Source organism: Enterobacter sp. JMULE2 (genome assembly GCF_013337145.1).
Classification (GTDB): domain Bacteria; phylum Pseudomonadota; class Gammaproteobacteria; order Enterobacterales; family Enterobacteriaceae; genus Enterobacter; species Enterobacter mori.
The window spans coordinates 38,491-55,536 of sequence record NZ_SGWD01000020.1 but is presented as its reverse complement, the minus strand read 5'-3'; the positions used below and the strand labels follow the sequence as shown (position 1 = coordinate 55,536).

At 55.2% G+C, this 17,046-nt stretch carries 23 protein-coding genes and 2 pseudogenes; 23 read left to right on the top strand and 2 right to left on the bottom strand.

The window, feature by feature from the left end:
- Nucleotides 1-234: 234 nt before the first annotated feature.
- The 17 genes and pseudogenes from EXW94_RS27855 to EXW94_RS27780 all read left to right on the top strand — a co-directional run bounded on the left by EXW94_RS27855 (nt 235) and on the right by EXW94_RS27780 (nt 11,240).
- Nucleotides 235-927, top strand: coding sequence for a DNA methylase (locus EXW94_RS27855; RefSeq protein ID WP_174341717.1), 693 nt, complete (start codon nt 235-237; stop codon nt 925-927).
- Nucleotides 924-1,145, top strand: coding sequence for a hypothetical protein (locus EXW94_RS27850; RefSeq protein WP_174341716.1), 222 nt, complete (start codon nt 924-926; stop codon nt 1,143-1,145). Before EXW94_RS27855 ends, EXW94_RS27850 begins: the two co-directional genes overlap by 4 nt.
- 52 nt (nt 1,146-1,197) lie before the next feature.
- On the top strand, nt 1,198-1,620 hold the full coding sequence (locus EXW94_RS27845; protein WP_174341715.1) for a DUF1380 family protein: 423 nt from the start codon (nt 1,198-1,200) through the stop codon (nt 1,618-1,620).
- Nucleotides 1,621-1,979: 359 nt separating this feature from the next.
- Entirely contained in the window at nt 1,980-2,411 is a 432-nt protein-coding gene (locus tag EXW94_RS27840) for an antirestriction protein (RefSeq protein ID WP_174341714.1), read from the top strand.
- Nucleotides 2,412-2,453: 42 nt separating this feature from the next.
- On the top strand, nt 2,454-2,846 hold the full coding sequence (locus tag EXW94_RS27835) for a hypothetical protein (protein WP_174341713.1): 393 nt from the start codon (nt 2,454-2,456) through the stop codon (nt 2,844-2,846).
- A gap of 48 nt (nt 2,847-2,894) precedes the next feature.
- Nucleotides 2,895-3,092 (top strand): hypothetical protein, encoded by a 198-nt coding sequence (locus EXW94_RS27830; RefSeq protein WP_174341712.1) that lies wholly within the window; start codon nt 2,895-2,897, stop codon nt 3,090-3,092.
- 841 nt (nt 3,093-3,933) lie between these two features.
- On the top strand, nt 3,934-4,110 hold the full coding sequence (locus EXW94_RS28450; protein WP_254797923.1) for a hypothetical protein: 177 nt from the start codon (nt 3,934-3,936) through the stop codon (nt 4,108-4,110).
- Between the two features lie 133 nt (nt 4,111-4,243).
- Complete coding sequence (locus EXW94_RS27820) at nt 4,244-4,609, top strand: hypothetical protein (protein ID WP_174341711.1); 366 nt, start codon at nt 4,244-4,246, stop codon at nt 4,607-4,609.
- 69 nt (nt 4,610-4,678) lie between these two features.
- The gene (locus EXW94_RS27815; protein WP_174341710.1) at nt 4,679-6,691 is read left to right on the top strand and encodes a ParB/RepB/Spo0J family partition protein; all 2,013 of its coding nucleotides are present in this window, start codon (nt 4,679-4,681) and stop codon (nt 6,689-6,691) included.
- A 35-nt stretch (nt 6,692-6,726) separates the two neighbouring features.
- Complete coding sequence (psiB, locus tag EXW94_RS27810) at nt 6,727-7,161, top strand: conjugation system SOS inhibitor PsiB (protein ID WP_174341709.1); 435 nt, start codon at nt 6,727-6,729, stop codon at nt 7,159-7,161.
- Nucleotides 7,158-7,889, top strand: coding sequence for a plasmid SOS inhibition protein A (locus EXW94_RS27805; protein WP_174341708.1), 732 nt, complete (start codon nt 7,158-7,160; stop codon nt 7,887-7,889). Before psiB ends, EXW94_RS27805 begins: the two co-directional genes overlap by 4 nt.
- Complete coding sequence (locus EXW94_RS27800; protein ID WP_174341707.1) at nt 7,886-8,116, top strand: hypothetical protein; 231 nt, start codon at nt 7,886-7,888, stop codon at nt 8,114-8,116. Before EXW94_RS27805 ends, EXW94_RS27800 begins: the two co-directional genes overlap by 4 nt.
- A 186-nt stretch (nt 8,117-8,302) precedes the next feature.
- Nucleotides 8,303-8,452, top strand: a pseudogene (locus tag EXW94_RS28445) (DUF5431 family protein); the annotation flags it as partial.
- Nucleotides 8,400-8,519 (top strand): type I toxin-antitoxin system Hok family toxin, encoded by a 120-nt coding sequence (locus tag EXW94_RS27795; RefSeq protein ID WP_223297214.1) that lies wholly within the window; start codon nt 8,400-8,402, stop codon nt 8,517-8,519. The pseudogene EXW94_RS28445 and the gene EXW94_RS27795, both read left to right, overlap by 53 nt.
- 880 nt (nt 8,520-9,399) lie before the next feature.
- Nucleotides 9,400-9,714: pseudogene (locus EXW94_RS27790) on the top strand (hypothetical protein).
- Nucleotides 9,715-9,751: 37 nt separating this feature from the next.
- On the top strand, nt 9,752-9,979 hold the full coding sequence (locus EXW94_RS27785) for a hypothetical protein (protein WP_174341706.1): 228 nt from the start codon (nt 9,752-9,754) through the stop codon (nt 9,977-9,979).
- Nucleotides 9,980-10,424: 445 nt separating this feature from the next.
- Entirely contained in the window at nt 10,425-11,240 is an 816-nt protein-coding gene (locus tag EXW94_RS27780; protein ID WP_375336655.1) for a DUF932 domain-containing protein, read from the top strand.
- 28 nt (nt 11,241-11,268) lie between these two features.
- Here EXW94_RS27780 and EXW94_RS27775 read toward each other — a convergent pair whose 3' ends face one another.
- A complete protein-coding gene (locus tag EXW94_RS27775; protein ID WP_174341705.1) occupies nt 11,269-11,808 on the bottom strand; it encodes a lytic transglycosylase domain-containing protein in 540 nt (179 codons plus the stop codon).
- 572 nt (nt 11,809-12,380) lie between these two features.
- On the opposite strand from EXW94_RS27775, the gene EXW94_RS27770 reads away from it, so the two are divergent.
- Complete coding sequence (locus EXW94_RS27770; RefSeq protein ID WP_100776892.1) at nt 12,381-12,776, top strand: relaxosome protein TraM; 396 nt, start codon at nt 12,381-12,383, stop codon at nt 12,774-12,776.
- A gap of 55 nt (nt 12,777-12,831) precedes the next feature.
- Here the strand turns inward: EXW94_RS27770 and EXW94_RS27765 are convergent, their stop codons facing one another.
- The gene (locus tag EXW94_RS27765; protein ID WP_174341704.1) at nt 12,832-13,452 is read right to left on the bottom strand and encodes an Arc family DNA-binding protein; all 621 of its coding nucleotides are present in this window, start codon (nt 13,450-13,452) and stop codon (nt 12,832-12,834) included.
- A gap of 195 nt (nt 13,453-13,647) precedes the next feature.
- Between EXW94_RS27765 and EXW94_RS27760 the strand changes: the two genes are divergently transcribed.
- From EXW94_RS27760 to traB, 5 genes are read left to right on the top strand one after another with little or no spacing between them, the layout of a single operon-like run.
- Nucleotides 13,648-14,001, top strand: coding sequence for a type IV conjugative transfer system pilin TraA (locus tag EXW94_RS27760; RefSeq protein ID WP_174341703.1), 354 nt, complete (start codon nt 13,648-13,650; stop codon nt 13,999-14,001).
- Between the two features lie 2 nt (nt 14,002-14,003).
- On the top strand, nt 14,004-14,306 hold the full coding sequence (gene traL, locus EXW94_RS27755) for a type IV conjugative transfer system protein TraL (protein ID WP_174341727.1): 303 nt from the start codon (nt 14,004-14,006) through the stop codon (nt 14,304-14,306).
- Between the two features lie 5 nt (nt 14,307-14,311).
- Nucleotides 14,312-14,893, top strand: coding sequence for a type IV conjugative transfer system protein TraE (locus EXW94_RS27750; RefSeq protein ID WP_174341702.1), 582 nt, complete (start codon nt 14,312-14,314; stop codon nt 14,891-14,893).
- Between the two features lie 11 nt (nt 14,894-14,904).
- Entirely contained in the window at nt 14,905-15,645 is a 741-nt protein-coding gene (traK, locus tag EXW94_RS27745; protein ID WP_174341701.1) for a type-F conjugative transfer system secretin TraK, read from the top strand.
- Nucleotides 15,642-17,042 (top strand): F-type conjugal transfer pilus assembly protein TraB, encoded by a 1,401-nt coding sequence (gene traB, locus EXW94_RS27740; RefSeq protein WP_174341700.1) that lies wholly within the window; start codon nt 15,642-15,644, stop codon nt 17,040-17,042. Before traK ends, traB begins: the two co-directional genes overlap by 4 nt.
- Nucleotides 17,043-17,046 lie beyond the last annotated feature (4 nt).

Below are 17,046 nucleotides of genomic sequence, written 5' to 3'. Positions count from 1 at the left end.
CTGCCGCCAGCCGGCGGCGTGTTCAACGCCGTGCCTTCACGCTAACCCGGCCGCTACGGCCACAAGGGTTCGCTGTCGCCGTCATCCTCACCCGTTCTCGCCATAAACGGTGCGTTCAGCCCGTTTATGTCTGCGCTGCGGCTTCCGGTGTCGCCCCTGTGTCCTCCGCTTTCCGCCGGGTTTTTGTGGCGGCACGGCGCAACAGGGTGCCGCATATCAGAGAGGAGTGTGTCTATGTCCCGTTTTATTCTGGGTGACTGCGTGCAGGTGATGTCGCGTTTTCCGGCGCGCGCTGTCGATTTTATTCTGACCGATCCCCCTTATCTGGTTGGCTACAAGGACCGTTCCGGCCGCACGCTGGCGGGTGATAACTCGGCGGAATGGCTCCAGCCTGCCTGTCATGAAATGTTCCACGTGCTGAAAAATGACAGTCTGATGGTGAGTTTCTATGCCTGGAACCGCGCGGATCTGTTTATCAGTGCCTGGAAAGCGGCGGGGTTCCGGATTGTCGGTCATGTGGTGTTTGCCAAAACCTATGCCTCAAAATCCACCTTTGTTGGCTACACCCATGAAAACGCCTATCTGCTGGCTAAAGGCCGTCCGCAGACGCCGGACCGCCCCATCCCGGACGTGATCCCCTGGAAATACACGGGCAATCATCACCATCCGACTGAAAAGCCGGTGCAGAGTCTGCGCCCCCTGATTGAATCCCTGACCCGTCCGGGGGCGATTGTTCTCGACCCGTTCGCCGGCTCCGGCTCCACCTGCGTGGCGGCTGCCGAAGCGAGCCGGCGGTATATCGGTATTGAGATGCTGGAGCAGTATCACGCTGCCGGCGTGCGTCGTCTGGCACAGGTTGAACGGGCGAGACGAATGCCGGCGGCCAATGACGGCATGTTTTATCCCGATTATCCGGAGGCGGCATGAATTATCCGGGACTTGAAGCACTGCGCGCGGACGTTGCCGCGCTCAGTAATGCCATGTGTGATGTCAGGATGCTGCTTAACCGTCTTGAATCTCAGCACCGGCACGATGCGGCGACGCTGGCCGAACGCATGGCCGCCCAGACCCTGCGGCGGATCAACACCCTGTTACTGGAGGCGTACCGTGAAGCCCTGGTACTGGATGAAACCTTTCAGAACTGACTGACCCTGCCGGGCGTCAGCCCGGCCTGTGACCTGACAAGAGAGAAAACTGATGTTTGGAACCCGTGAAGAATTGTGTGTGCAGCTTGAAAATATGTTCACTTTTGATGAACCCCTGATCCTGCTGGTCTGGACGGAAGAGGGCGTGTCAGTGGCGTGCAGGGAGAGCGGTCAGCATCCCGACGAAAAGGAAGTCTGGTCGCTGATGAAAACGATCGGTGACATGCCGATGGCGAAATATCGCCGTGAAGGGATCACCTGTGACCGGGTTTGCGAGCTGCTGATGCAACAGCGTGAAGAAGAAAACCGGCAGGTCAGCGTGACGGCAACACTCCTGTCCAGGGTGCTGAAACGCTACGCAAGTGACCTGGAAAACCGTGTCGGTCATGCGTGGGAGGCCGGACGACAGGAGCCAGAAAGTCTGCGAGATGCGCTCAGGGATGTGCATTCCCTCCAGGATCAACTGGCCGCGTAAGCCATTCCGGGGGCCTGGCCCCCGTATCCGGACCGGGGCCAGACAAAGCGAAAAAGGAAGTCAGTTCCTTCCGCCTTTATCCGCCGCCACCCTCCGGGCAACGTCGGGACGGGGAACCTCCCGGGCGGCAGGGTGCGGTGACGGCATGCGCCGTGACTTCACTGTAGCCCGACCGCTGCGGCCACAAGGGTTCGCTGTCGCCGCCATCCTCACCCGTTCTCGCCATAAACGGTGCATTCAGCCCGTTTATGTCTGCGCTGCGGCTTCCGGTGTCGCCCCTGCGTCCTCCGCTTTTCGCCGGTCTGTCGTGTCGTCACGGCGATGCCGGAACCGAGAATATGTTAACCGTGGAGGATTGTATGAGCCTGACCCTGACCTGTTGTGATGCCGTTCGTCTTGAGGGCGCCCAGCGCCTGACCTTTTTACCCGATCTCTTTGGCGGCGATTTTATGACGTCCGAAGCCTCCATGTATGCCTATGCGCACCGCTATTGCCCCGAATATCAGGGCGGATTCTGGCAGTTTTACCGTCTGCCTGGCGGGGGCGGATTTATGGCGCCGGATGTGGAAAACCTGCTCTTCCGTAACGCGGAGAACTGGTTTGAGCAGACCGTCAGTGGGGAAGTGGCGGGGATCATTCTTACGGCGCTGGTACTGAACCACCGGAGCTGGCACCACAGCAACCATGACCATGAGGAGCTGTGCCGCCATTTCTGCCGCCGCCATGAACAACTCATGGATTTTGCTGATACTCATCCGGAAAGCGCCACTCTCTGGCGTGCCCTCGACTGACTGGCCACGGGCGGCGATGCCGCCCGATTAAAGGAGAAGAAAATGATTGGTACACCAAGAGAGATTGCCCTTGAAATGTTCAAATGTTCCGACCTTGACGGCGAGAAATGCGTGTTTGCATGCTGGTATGGGGCAGATATTCGCAGCATCTGCCTTGACTGGGATCTCAGCGACGAGGACGTGAAACGGGTGCTGGAGAGACTGAATGCGCAACTCGAATGTGGCGGTGATTTTGGGTCGATACGCGGCATCGTGGACGACTTTCTCGATGAAAAGCGTGCGCTCCGTACCGTGACGATCCCCGCCACGTCACTGGAAGTGGTCATGCAGCTGGCAGGGAAGGAGATGGAGCGGCTCACTTTACAGGGGGAAATCGGCGCGCTGAAAGAAACAAACGATGTCATGCAGGATTTGCGTCGCGCAATCAATGTCTGACAGGACGCCGGAGGTGATGCCTCCGGCCAAAGAAATAAGGAAAATCGAATGCAACTCTCACCAGAAACCCGTTCCATACTCCGCCAGTACAAAACCCTGATAAATCAAAGACGGCAGGAACTCGGTCTCAGCCCCGTGACCACGGCAAAAGTGATGGATGAAATCTGCGAATCTGCCACCCGTCAGTGTGCCGTCTATTTGTGCGGTCACTTCATTCTTCAGGGCGGCGAAGGCGACAAACCATAACCGTCAGGGCAGGGCTACGGCGCTGCCTGATCGCGCGCTAAAACCCTGTCATCCCTGCGGGCTGACGGGCGAGGGAGAAAGCGCCTGCGGCGCTTCCCCTCTCCGCCCCTGAAGAGGGAACTGAGAGGGCAGGGGAAAAAAGTGCTGGCAGGTAAGCTGCGACCGGAACAGCCTTCTGCGTGGGCGTGGGCGTGGGCGTGGGCGTGGGCGTGGGCGTGGGCGTGGGCGTGGGCGTGGGCGTGGGCGTGGGCGTGGGCGTGGGCTCTGAAACCCGATCATAAAATTCCCTGAAAACACCTGAATCCAGTGGATTGCCTTTTTCGTCTGCTGCCGTTTTCTGATGGCCGGAACCAGAAAAACGGGCAGGGCGCTGGCCCCCTTCGGCTCCTGATCCGCGAAGCGGCTCAGTCGTCGAGCCCCACTCCGCCAGGCAGCTGCTTCGCACCGGCCAGTCTCCGCCGAATCCCTTCGGGTTTCGGGCTGCCGCTAGGGTCTGATGGCTGAGGTCAACCCCAGGCTTGCTGCGACCGTTCCGGTCACGCCGCCCTGACCGCGCCGGCCGTGCCGTCGCTTTAAGGCCGCCCCGACGTTCCGCCGTGTCGGGTGTGTGCATCCTGTTCATGCGGTGAAGCCATCCCCCGTGCGTTCTCACGCGGAGGGCTGGTCGTAGCACCGTCGGGTCGTCATCCAAGGGGTGAAATGCACGCCGCCAAAACTTTTTGCGGGCAAAAACTTTTGTCTGCGCCCCTTTCCTTCCTCCCTTCGCCGTTGCTCCTTTGCCCTTTGCCGCGAGAGAACTCACCAGGGAGATGGACAACCATCCCCACAGGAGAAAACCAGGATGCACACACGAAACGTCAACGTCAAAACCGCCGCTCAAGAATCTTCCAGGAAGATGGGGGAAGGACAGGATCTCGCGTCTGTTACGCGGGAGCGCGTGGCGCAGGTCGCTGACCTGAAAGAGGGGGTCACTGTCACCGTGTCAGACGTGTCCCGATATGGTGATGTTCAGGTCTAAATCCGTACCAACGGCCACCTCAACTGGCGCGCATGGTCTTTTGAATCGGGATTTTTGGCCGATCTGGACAGCAATCTTCAGGATGTGCGGCAGTAAAACACCGTAACCGGAACGCCAACAAAAGGAGACAGGAATGCAGGTTCTGAAAGCCGCAACATCACCAAAAAAGGTAGGCGCGAGCCGTGACATGGTCACGCTGCTGCGTATTCAGGCCACTGACAAGCATGTGGTGGAGTTTGACAACGTGGACACGCGCTTCAACGACTGCTCGAACTGGCAGGTTATGGAAGGGGATAAGCGCATCCTGTTCAGTACCCGAACGCACGAACGCTTTTCTGACATTAAGGCTGGGGTGCTGGCAACGATCGTGGTCTGTGAAAACCGTGCCACAGCGTCGGATACCGCGATGCTGGAAAGCGCAAAAGCGATGATGAAAGTGCTCGATGCCTGTCCGTCATTTGGTGCGCTGGTCGCACACCCAAAACGCATCACCGATTAATTCTGAGTGCCGTGACCGGATCGCACTCCGGCCACGGCGAACCATCACTTAAACTAAGAGGTAAAAATCATGGTCACCACCCATTCTACGGCAAACAAAACCGTAAAAGCCACCCGCAGCAAAAAAGCTGCGCCTGACGCCGCACAGGCGGCAAATCAGACGCTGTTACAGTTGCTGATCGCGACCCCCGTACAACTGTTGCCTTATTCACGCCTGTCCAGCACGGATCTGAATGTGCGCCGTATTCCGCACACGGACAGAGAGGTGGAAGAACTGGCAGACAGTATTGAGGCCGTGGGGATACTTCAGAACCTGATCGGCGTTGAACTGCCTGACGGCTCAGTCGGTGTGGTCGGCGGAGAAGGTCGCCGCAAGGCAACGGGTATTCTGGTCCAGAAAGGCATCACCCGTGCTGACACGCCGTTTGTTCCGGTGAAGGTGATCCCGCTGGAACTGGCTGTGGTGGCCTCCATGACCGAAAATGGTCAGCGTAAAAATATGCACCCTGCCGAGCAGATTGTCGGCTTCCGAACGCTGGAGCAGGAGGGCAAAACCGTCTCGCAGATCAGCGCCCTGCTGGGCTATGCCCCGCGCCATGTTCAGCGCTGCCTTAAACTGGCAAACCTTGCACCCTCCCTGCTGGATACGCTGGCGCGGGATGGCATCTCCCTCGAGCAGTGCGAAGCGCTGACCCTTGCCGACACGCATGAGCGTCAGGAGCAGGTCTGGAAAGAAGCGGTGGAGCAGTGGCGTGATCCTGCCGTGCAGACTCTGCGCAGAATGGTCACGGATGACAAGATGGCTGCCAGTCACCCGATGTTCGAATTTGTGGGCGAGGAGGCGTATATCGCCGCTGGCGGTACGCTGACTGCCGATCTGTTCAGCGACAGGGACAGTACCTTTGCCGATGCAGCACGGGTGAAATCTCTGCTGGCAGGAAAGCTCACTGTCATTGCGGCGCGTATTCAGCATGAGCAGGGCTGGGGCTGGTCAGAGTTTCGCATGAGCGAGCTTGGCGACAACGTGACCGACCGTGAACAGTATCGCGTTGCCATGCCAGCCCCCGTCCTGACGGAAGAAGAAAAGCAGCGTGTCAGCGATCTGGAAGAAAAAATAGAAACCAGTGACAGCTACGATGATGAATACGCGCTCCAGCAGGAGATTGAAGACATTGTCTGCGAGGCGACGTACCGCGAAGCCACACCGGAATTCCGCGCCGCACACGGCGTCTGGGTGTCATGGGATGGCGACAACTTTAAGGTTCAGGCGGGTATTCACAAAGTGACGGACGAGGAACGTCAGGAGGAAGAGAAAGCCCTTCAGGCGCGTCGGGATAATGTGGTGACCTGGACTACCCCTGATATTCCCGCCGATGCGTATCCCGCCACGCTGGTCAAGGCGATGTCTGCTGAGCGCACTCTCGCCGTTCAGGCCGAACTGGCAGGTCGTCCCGATGTGTCGGTCGCGCTCCTGACGTGGACGCTGTGCCTCAGTCTGTTTGACCGCAGCTACGGTAAGCGCAGCGAACCCCTGAAAGCCTCCGTGTCCTCGAATCAGCATCACCTCTCATCACTGGCTCCGTCAGGCGACGAAGGGAAAGCCCTGCTGGCGCTTATTGCGCAGAAAAAGGCGCTTCAGGCGACGTTGCCCGACAACTGGCATCACGATTTTACCTGGCTGTTGTCATGGTCAGCAGAGCAGGTTAACGCCCTGCTGGGATTCTGCGCTGCGCACGGTATCAACGGTATTCAGGAGCGCCTGTATAACCATACGGAAAAAAGCGAACTGGACGGGCTGGAAGCGGCACTCGATTTTGACCTGCGCAAGTGGTGGCAGCCGGATGCAGAGAGCTACTTTGGCAAGCTCAAAATTGCTCAGATTGGCAAGGCATATGAACAAGCAGGACTGACCGGACGTGCGGGGGAAGTGGTTAAGCTCAAACGTCGGGATGCGGCACAGGCCGCCGCTGTAGATCTCAATGCGGTGGGCTGGCTCCCTGACTGGATGGTGCGCCCTGCACCAGACGCTCAGGCTGAAGAAAACACCGAAACCGTCGCTGACACCACTGACCACGCTGCTTAACCGGAGGCCGCCGCCTTCGGGCGGCGGGAACAGACATGACCCTGCACTATGACCTGACCCGAATCAATGCCCTGACCGCCTCCGATATGGAGTTTATCCGCCAGCAGGGCGAGGACGCCCGCCGCGCCCTCAGCGATGCCGTGACCGGCCTGCTGACTGTTCCGCAGGGCTGGCGCGTCTGCGCCGAGTACCGCAGCGAGTTCGGCGGCTTTTTCCCTGTACAGTGCCGCTTCAGCGCGGACGGCAGCGATGACTGGCATCTGTGCGTATGCAGTCCTGGCGAAGTCTCGCCGCACTGGCTTCTGGTGCTGCTCTCCTCCGGTGGCGAAGTGGTGCGAACCCTTTACCAGAATGACTCGCTTCAGCCTGAACGGGTCAGCCAGCTGATTACGCAGATGGCAGGTATGCGTCGTTTTAACTGTACCGCCCGTACTGTGGCGAACCTGATGAGCGAAGAGGTGACAGCATGATCCCGTCCTCACACGCACTCGTTTCCCTGAAGCCTGCCCGTCAGGCCGCGATTCAGGCAATATGCCAGGTGGAATCCTCCCGCGAACGTGGCGCACGACTGCCCGCCATGCCTTACGTGCGCACCTTCCTGCGTGTGCTGACGGGCAGCGGTCGCCTCAATGCCACGGTGGCACGCCAGATACCGGGTCTGAACTGGGTGCCAAAGAACCGCCATTCAACTCTGAAACAGGTTGAGGAGGCGCTGGACACCATGATTGCCACGGGAGGGGAGTCCTGCCCGCTGCCGTTGACGCTGGACGTGCAGGCCGAGCTTTTCCCCGAAATCATGCACACCCGCACGGACAGACGGCTGCGCAGGTCAAACATCCGGACCTCACGACAGATGCGCCGCGAATCCCGCGAGGTCGATCAGCGCTGGCGGCTTCGCCAGAACCTGCTTTCACAGGCGGAAACCGACCTGAATTTTCAGTCACCGGAAACGATCTGCACCTGGTACACCCGGTGGAGCGAAGAGTTTGACGCGGGAGAGCTGGCGGGAATGTTCTGGCGATGGCAGACGCGGTTCGCGTCGCTGAAGGAACTGGAGTGGCTGCGTCTGAGCGGCGAGCCGCTGTATGCGGTGATGTATGAAATCCCGTTCATCGTCCGGGAAACGCCCGAGCCTGTTCGCAGGGCTGAACGCTGGCAGGTGCCGAACAAGCTGACGCTGCGACGGAAACCGGCATGAGAAATAATCCCTACAAATCGGAGCTGAAAGCTGCCCGCAGCCAGCGCAACCGGCTGAAAACGATATCCGCCAGGCTGAAAGAGATGTCGTGCGAATGGGACGGGGTGAGTGGCTGGCTGGAGACGGAAAGCGAGCGACTGGCCGACAGTGTTGACGAGCATCTTAAGGCTCTTGAGGAACAGATTCAGGACTGGGAGCAGGGGCCGGACAGTCAACGTGATGACTGAAAAAAGGTGAGGATTTATACAGTTTTCAGACTGTTATTCCTGGGCAGAAGATGCACAGCACGATATAATGGCGGTGGCGCTTGAGGCTTTTTGCCTCATGATGTTCGGTTGGTTTGTTATCATGTTGTGAGGCAGAAAGAAGAAAGCCCCGAAGTTAATTATCATTAACCACGAGGCTTGATCTGTATGCCTAGACAACATCAGATTAGCCGCTTACCTGCCGAAAGGCAAGGAGAAGTCAGCTATGAAACTGCCGCGAAGTACCCTGCTCTGGTGCGTATTAATAGTGTGTCTCACACTGCTGATATTCACATACCTGACCCGAAAATCGCTCTGCGAAATCCGGTACAGGGACACGAACAGGGAGGTGGCGGCTTTTATGGCCTACGAATCCGGTAAGTAAGCTACCTGGAGGCGGGGGAAACCCCGCCTTTTCAGGGCTGGTGATGTTTAGAATTGCCTGAAGCGCCTTTATGAAGGGGTTACCGGTTCGCTGGTAGCCCCTTTTTCCATCCTTCCCTGCGCGACCGCACGCATGAACAACCCGGAAGGTCTGTTCCCCTCCGGGGAACGGGGGAAGGGCAGCAGCGCCTCCGGCGCTTCTGTCTGTCTCCCTCCTCCGCATTCCTCAGTGTTTCACTCCCTCTTCTGGCGGCGACAAAATCCCGATGGCCAGCTGTTTTCCCGTGTGAGAAAAAATCTGTCTGCTCCATGACTTTCCAGTGAAGCCTTTTGAGCGGGTAAGTTAGCTGTGCGTGGTTTGCTTCTTGCCCGGATTCAACATGCATCAAAACAGAATCACTTCCCTGAACATGGCCCCCTTCGGCTCCTGACCCGCGTAGCGGCTCAGTCGTCGAGCCCCACTCCGACGGGCAGCTGCTTCGCACCGGCCAGTCTCCGCCGAATCCCTTCGGGTTTCGGGCTGCCGCTAGGGTCTGATGGCTGAGGTCAACCCCCGGCTTGCTGCGACCGTTCCGGTCACGCCGCCCTGACCGCGCCGGCCGTGCCGTCGCTTTAAGGCCGCCCCGACGTTCCGCCGTGTCGGGTGTGTGCATCCTGTTCATGCGGTGAAGCCATCCCCCGTGCGTTCTCACGCGGAGGGCTGGTCGTAGCACCGTCGGGTCGTCATCCAAGGGGTGAAATGCACGCCGCCAAAACTTTTTGCGGGCAAAAACTTTTGTCTGCGCCCCTTTCCTTCCTCCCTTCGCCGTTGCTCCTTTGCCCTTTGCCGCGAGAGAACTCACCAGGGAGATGGACAACCATCCCCACAGGAGAAAACCAGGATGCACACACGAAACGTCAACGTCAAAACCGCCGCTCAAGAATCTTCCAGGAAGATGGGTGGCAAACCTCAGTCATACACCCTTCTCGTCGCTGAGAACGAAAAAAACTCAACGGATGAGGCAGATGTTATGGAGTTCCGCACCCTCGCGGCGCTGAAAAAAATGCGCAGAAGCTGCCCTGAAAAAATGAAAGGCCAGTATTTCTAAGCCCTCAGCAGCGGCGTGGATAAAGAGTTCCGCCATATCCACGTCGTTGAAGCCGACCACTTCAAACAGTTTGTGCGCCTGATTGAACGCACGGGCATCGCGATTTAAGACCGTATCTGGCCTGAGTTTCCACAGAGGAAAAATAATGATCACTTACATCACAGACCAGCGACCAGGAGAAAACCATATTCTCGATGGACTCGAGCTGGCCACGCTGGAAGTCCGCGATCTCGCTGGAAATACACTGCTGAAGGTTCCTGCACCACATGCGGGATGGACGCACGAGAGTTTAAGTGCTGTTCAGCCACAGGTTGCGACAGGGGGCGCTGATGTTTACCTGAATGGTAACTGGATTGGCTCCACTGAAGTTTAAAAATTGAATACGCCCGGCATTCAGGAATGCCGGGAAATATCCGGATAAGGGGAACAAAGCATGTCGACAAAGACAGCAAAAAACGCATCACCGATATCCATTCCATTACAGAATGGCTTTCGCTTTCTCAGTCCTCCTTTATCCGCACCACCAACAGTTTCCCTTACGAGGCCCCTGCCCAGACGGGCGGCGATACGGACTTACCATGTTCCGCTACGAAGAACACGATGGGTTAGGTTCTGCCTCTCCGCCGGTAGCTCTGTTGTCCGTGTATCCCCAGTGTAAAAAGGAATATCCAGCTACTTTGCCTTTTGGCTACAGCCTTTCAGTACCTTTGGCTGCTTAATATTGACGACGTTTACGAGCAGTTCACTTCTGTTAACCATACCATCAAGCCTTGCGCTCGAGCCGCGTTGGTACTTGCAGCCCTTGCTACGTTGTCCCGATCGCTTCAGACCCAACGGTTACCCGTCGAGCATGGATCAGTAGGCTACCGCTGACGGAACAGCGGGCTTTGTCCCCACGATACTTTGCGGGTGAAGCAATTCTTCGAGCGACTTCATGTCGCACTTATACCTATATTCCAACGATTGTCCTGCTTGACCGTTTACGGGATGAAGGTTTTCAGCCTTATTACGCCACGCAAACACGTCCGCGCGATGTTGAAAAGCGTGAGTTTACTAAACATATGTTACGCCTTCGCCGTCACGATCAAATCAGTGGTAAAGAAGTACCGGAAATTATTTTGCTTAACAGCCATGACGGCTCAAGCAGCTATAAAATGATCCCCGGGATGTTCCGCCAGATTTGCACTAATGGTCTGGTAGCATGGAAAAACTTTGGTGAAATCAGTGTCCCTCACAAAGGTGATATTGTGGGGCAGGTTATCGAGGGCGCTTATAGCGTGCTGGAAACGTTCGACGCGGTCGAGGGAAATATCGACATGATGAAAGGCATTCAGTTGACGGAGCCAGAACAGCGCCTGTTAAGTGCGGCCGCCCTGAGCTATAAGTATGACGGGAAACCATCACCGGTAACGCCTGACCAGGTATTACAGGCCCGACGCTGGGAAGATAAAAGCCCGGATTTATGGACGACATTCAACCGTATTCAGGAGAATGTGATCAAAGGTGGTATATCGGGCAGAACGGCAAAAGGACAACGCACCCGAACGCGTGAAGTCACCGGCATCGATGGTGATATAAAATTAAACCAGGCACTCTGGAAAATGGCTGAAGAGTTCGCGAAACTGAAGGCCTGAAAATTAATCCGCTCAAGAGAGCGGCTTTTTACTGCGCGTTATTCAGCGCTACAGTGTCTGTCATTTTTTCTGCACTTATCATATCCCCGACATGCCCTGAACGTTGAGAAAGGATCGCTTTTCTGGCCAGCAAAACACGGTATATATTTTTGATGTCTTCCGCATAGGCCTTGCGCAGGGTGATGAGTTTTTTACTCGGGCCGGTATTATATATTCCCACACTGTCCCAGTTTTTACCGTATGACCTGAAGTTGTGCGCCAGAACCCACGCACCCGCATAGACACAAATACACGGGTCTTTTAATAATCTCTCACGGGTAATATTAAAATCATTAAGCTTCCCGTAATGGGAGCTGTTCACCTGCATCCCGCACACATCTTCTGATCCATTCGTATTCGATCCATTTATCGCCCCGGCCTTCAGCCTGCTCTCTTTTATCGATATTGACATAAGCAACAGGGGATCAATACGGTAATCTCTTCCCGCCTGGTCAAAGCACATCTGGGGAGCCGCGCCCGCTGAAAGAGAAAAAATCAGCAGCGATGCAGGCAATAACGATATTTTCATATTCTGGCCTTTAAGCGAAATATACGGGCTAACAGGAAGCGATGTAAAAAATAACCCGCCGGATCATCTGAATCAAGTTTATTTACTACAAACGCGCGTAAGCGCTCCAGAACACGTGTTTACCACGCCGCTCAAATAACAATGTCAGACCAGGTGACGGTATATCAGAGCCGCTCTTTACTAACCCTTTAAAACACCACACCCCACGCAAGACTTCGTCTTGCAGATTATTCCTTTAAAATCAGACGAATAACATAGGCATTTTTGCGGGGAATTAGCATCTGGAAGAAAAACATCGTATACACCGACACTACAACATCACAGGATTAGGATACCTGATAGTGTCAGTGTATGTTACCTGTGTATCACAATTGTAGATGTGCTTTAACAACATTGATTTACGTATCGCACAGTGTCACACTGTGCGACATACGAGTACCTAAACCTACTACTGTATATATGAGTAAAATGCAGATATCATTCTGATTATCGTAGCTTTATCCGACATCCTGAAATCAAATTAATAAACAACGTAGTGTCGGTTCCGACACCACCATAGAAAGGTTAAAAATATGGGAAGAGTGGGGATTTACCTTAAAGATAAAATAGAGCGAGAGGTCCGTGATATTGTGCAGCATGACCTTCAGAACGGCGCTAATCCAGGCGAAGCAAATATATCTGCAACCTGCAATGAACTAATCCGACTCGGTTTACTTGTTTACAAAAGAGATGATGATGACGGCCATCAGTTCGATCTCGAGGGCTACCGAAGAGACCTAATCAGAAAGGCTGCAGGCTCAAGGGAAGGCACTGTGCTTATTGCAACATTACTCGCTGAAATGTATTTGAAAATGACAGGTAAAGACGGTGAAGGGAAACTGGAAGACACACTCGATATGCTTCTTAATGGAATAAACACAGCTGAAGATGATGCCGAATCAAGACACTTCGTGAACAGCGAAAGCTAAATCACATGGCCGGAGCTAACCGGCCACGCACGCATTACTCAGGGCTGCCCTTTTCCTACGGCAGCTCCGTTTTTTCCGCTTCCGCTATTTTCTCTTTTAGAAACACCTCAAATTCCATGCACAACACTTTCAGCGCTTGCGTATCCTCATTCTGGTCAAGAATGCGCTCAGTAAAATAACCCAGAGTATTCATTAACCTTGTCAGCATTTCATCGTTCAGACTGCGCTTATGCACTCTGGCCATTGTGCGAATTTCCTCAGCAAGATTCTCAGGAATACGCATGCTATAACCCGCAGTCTTCCCTGGGAGCAACACTCGCTCTCCCTCGCGCCACATCCACAGTCGCTCATCGTTGGCATCATCTTTATTATCTATACCGCCACTCAGCGACTGACTATCCAGCAACTCACTGAGCCACTCTTCGAATTTCACTGCCAGAGATATCAACCGTTCTGATTTGGCGGTTTTAATGACTTCATGACCGGGCTGGTAATTAAGGGAGACCAGTAACCTGGCAATAATTTCGTCATTAACACTCCTTTTCCCCACTCTGGCGCATATTCTCAGCTCCATCAGCAAATTATCCGGGGCGCGCAAGCGCCACTCCACAGCCTCACCCGGACGGAATTTCCGTGGACGACCGCGACCTTCCCACATTTTCTCTTTTACTTTCATTGCTATAGATCTCGCAACCAAACCCAGGACCCCCTGGATGACCAAGACTACTCACATACATATTCAGATAATTCCTAAACGCTTCTAAAAGTGTGACATTCGTCACAGTTTTTTTTTTTAGGGTCATGGGACAATATCGCGTGCGTAAACAACCACTTATGCACATCACTTTTGTTTACTTCCGGAGAAACAAGCATGTCCACTAAAGGTAATGCCCTCAATGTCATGAAGGGATGGGCGGTAGCGTCTTTATTTCGCAAAGCCCGTGAAAATCGTCAGATTAAAAAGTTCATTAAAAACGGAGGATTGGTTTTAATTTCACTTATGGTCGCTCATCCGGTGCTGGCATCCGGTAGCGACTTACTGGCCTCACAGCAAACTACAGTCAACAGCACGTTCGGGTCCGGGTCCTCCATTATTAAATGGTTCTACATCGCAGAAATCATTATGGGGCTTTTCATTTATATTAAAGCCCGCTCTCCTCTGGTATTCGTGGGCATCGTCGCCTGTATTATCTTCACCCGCGTTGCCTTCTCTATTGCGAGCTGATGATGAGCGGGGAAGCGGATAAATACGACTTCCCGGAAACGCTCAATCAGCAGGAACGCTATTTTGGTCTGCCCTTAGATGAAATCCTTATTGTTGCACCCCTGGTCATCCTCGGTGTACTTAACAATATGTCGACGGAACTTTCCATAATAGCGGGCCTGCTCTGGGCATTAATCAGGTATCTGAAAAAAGGACAAGGTTCTTACTGGTTACTGAACTTCTGTTACTGGCATCTTCCTTCTGCTTTATTCAAAGTCACTTTCCGACAGATACCTGATTCCAGTTTCCGGCACTGGAGGGCATAAATTCCATGAAGCTCAAAATTAAGGGTGAGCGCGATAAACAACTGACGTATGCGTTTATCGGCATGGCTTCTTTAATCGTTTTAATGGGCGCGGGTAATGTGTTAACGGGGTCCCTGGCGTGGCATTTCGCGACCACACAAAAAACCATCACGACACCCATGACCTATAACCAGCCCTTTACGTCTGATGCTGTCAGCTCAGATGCTTCCGGCATCACCATGTTCGCCTCTTCCTTTATTTACTGGCGACTGAACGTGAGTCCGGAAAACATCGACAATAACCAGAAAATGCTGCTCGGGTTCGTCCCCTCCACGGAGCGGGACGCACTCAAAAAAGCGCTGGATATTGAAGCGGAACGCATCAAAAAAGGCGGCATCACCACCCGCTTTGATACGAAGGATATCCGGGTGATGACCGACGGGGCTGTGGAGTTTAGCGGTACGCTGAAGTCTTCCACGACCAACGGCGCAATCACTACCCCCCTGAAGGACCAGGAAAAAATCTACCGACTAAAACTCAGCTACCAGAACGGACTGGTTAACCTCCATTCCTTTGAGGAGCTTCAGCCGGTTACCCCTACCAACTGACAGGACTGCCCATGAAACTTCGCATTTCACCGGCAGCTGCTGCTGTGTTACTGGCATCGGGAATCTTTACCAGCGGCCTTCGGGCCGCTACCGCACCCGCCGCCATCCCCTTTGAGAACGACGCCGCCTTTAATGTCGCCCTCAGCAATAACAACCCAAGCAAGGTTGTTGTCGACGGGGAACTCATTACCAGCATCAGCGGGCCAGCCGGAGCCTACGACCAGAGCACCACCGATGACGGCGCATTGATTCTTTCGCCGCTTGTCGCTCAGAACTTCACGCTGTTTATCCAGACCGACCACGGCTCATCACTGAGCCTCAACGTCAGGCCGCAACCTGGCAACGGAAAGACCCTGCGCTTTACCCCCATGTCACCGCCACTGCGTAAGAACGATGACGCAAAAGCATGGGAAGAAGGGCAGACCTATGAAAAAACGCTGGTCTCATTATCCCGCGCCGTCGTGAACGGTCAGGTGCCGGATGAGTATCAGGAGTACCCCGTCAGTCGCATGACGGCTTACGCTCCCGCCACAACTGTCCGACTTTCGCCAGAGCGTCAGTTTGTCGGCAATCACCTGCGTATCGTTCGTTTTCGCATGACCAACCCCGGCAGTATTACCCAGAGCCTGCGCGAGCGCGATTTCTGGCAGAAAGGGGTCAGGGCCGTCATGCTCTCACAGCATCAGCTCTACGCCGGCGGTGAGGGCTATGCCTGGATTGTCTTCTCAGATGACGGAGTGCCGCGCTCATGAGTCTGAATGAAAATCTCAAAACCCGCCGCACCCAGCTGGCCGTGCTGGTCACCGTGCTCACTATCGGAGCCGCCACCGCCGGCGGCGTCGTGTGGTACGGCAACCATCAGGAGCAGCAAAAACACCCTGTATCTGCTGCCGCGCCGAACATGACCGGTGTCGTTACAGCCTCCTTTAACGAGCAGGTCAACGACGCCGCCCTGGCACAGCAACAGGCCAAAACCTCCGCCCTTGAGCAACAGTATGCCACCCTTGCTCAACTGGTGGCGCAGAACAAACTCACCACCGACCAAAAGCTGGCCGAGAAGGACGCTGAAATTCTGCGCCTGACTGACCAGCTCACGAAAGCCCCCGGCAGCAACGCACCTGCTGGCCAGCAGACACCACCTGCAGGTCAGAACGGAACACCACTCCCTGGTCCCGTTGCTGCCGGTCAGGCCCGACCGCCGGAATACTCCGTCACCCCCAACGCACCGGCCGCCACTGGTGTCAACATGGGGCAGGGCGCAGGCTTCTATCCGGGCGGCTCCGGCCAGCGCCTTGCGGGCGGGCTGACCACCACAAAGTTCAGCTACGACAGCCTCAAAAAGAAGCCCACTAAACTGCCCTGGATACCCTCCGGCTCTTTCTCTGACGCCATCATGATTGAAGGTGCTGACGCCAACGCCAGCGTCACGGGGCAGCAGAATAGCCAGCCGGTGACCATCCGACTGCTGGGTAATATTCAGATGCCCAATAACAAGGAATACAGTGCTGACGGCTGTTTTGTTGTGGGTGAAATCTGGGGCGATATCTCCAGTGAAAGGGGCGTCGTCCGGACGAAGTCAATCAGCTGCGTGCTCAAGAACGGAAAGCATGTGGATATGGAGTTCGACGGTCACGTCAGCTATCAGGGTAAAGGGGGTGTTCGCGGTAAGCCGGTGATGCGTAACGGCATGATTGTCGGCTACGCCGGTGCAGCTGGTCTCCTGTCCGGTTTTGGTGAGGGCATCAAGTCTGCCGCCACACCGTCAGTAGGACTCGGCGCCACAGCAGATGTGGGTGCCGGGGATGTGTTTAAACAGGGTCTGGGCGGCGGGGCAAGTAAAGCCGCTGACACGCTGAGCCAGTACTGGATTAAACGCGCCGAACAGTACCATCCGATTATTGATATTGGTGCAGGCAACCAGGTCACGGTCGTGTTCCAGAAAGGGTTCCGTCTTGAAACGCTGGAAGACGCTGAGGAGGCGAAGGCGAAAGAGGAACTGCAGAAAGCCGGCAATGCCGCGCAAAATGCCATGACTCCGCAACCTGCGAACCAGACCACGGCATCCAGCACCTCTTCCGTCGGCAACATCAACCCCGACGATGTGCTTCGCCAGGCCAGCCAGCTGCGCCTCGGTGATACGATAAACTGATGAG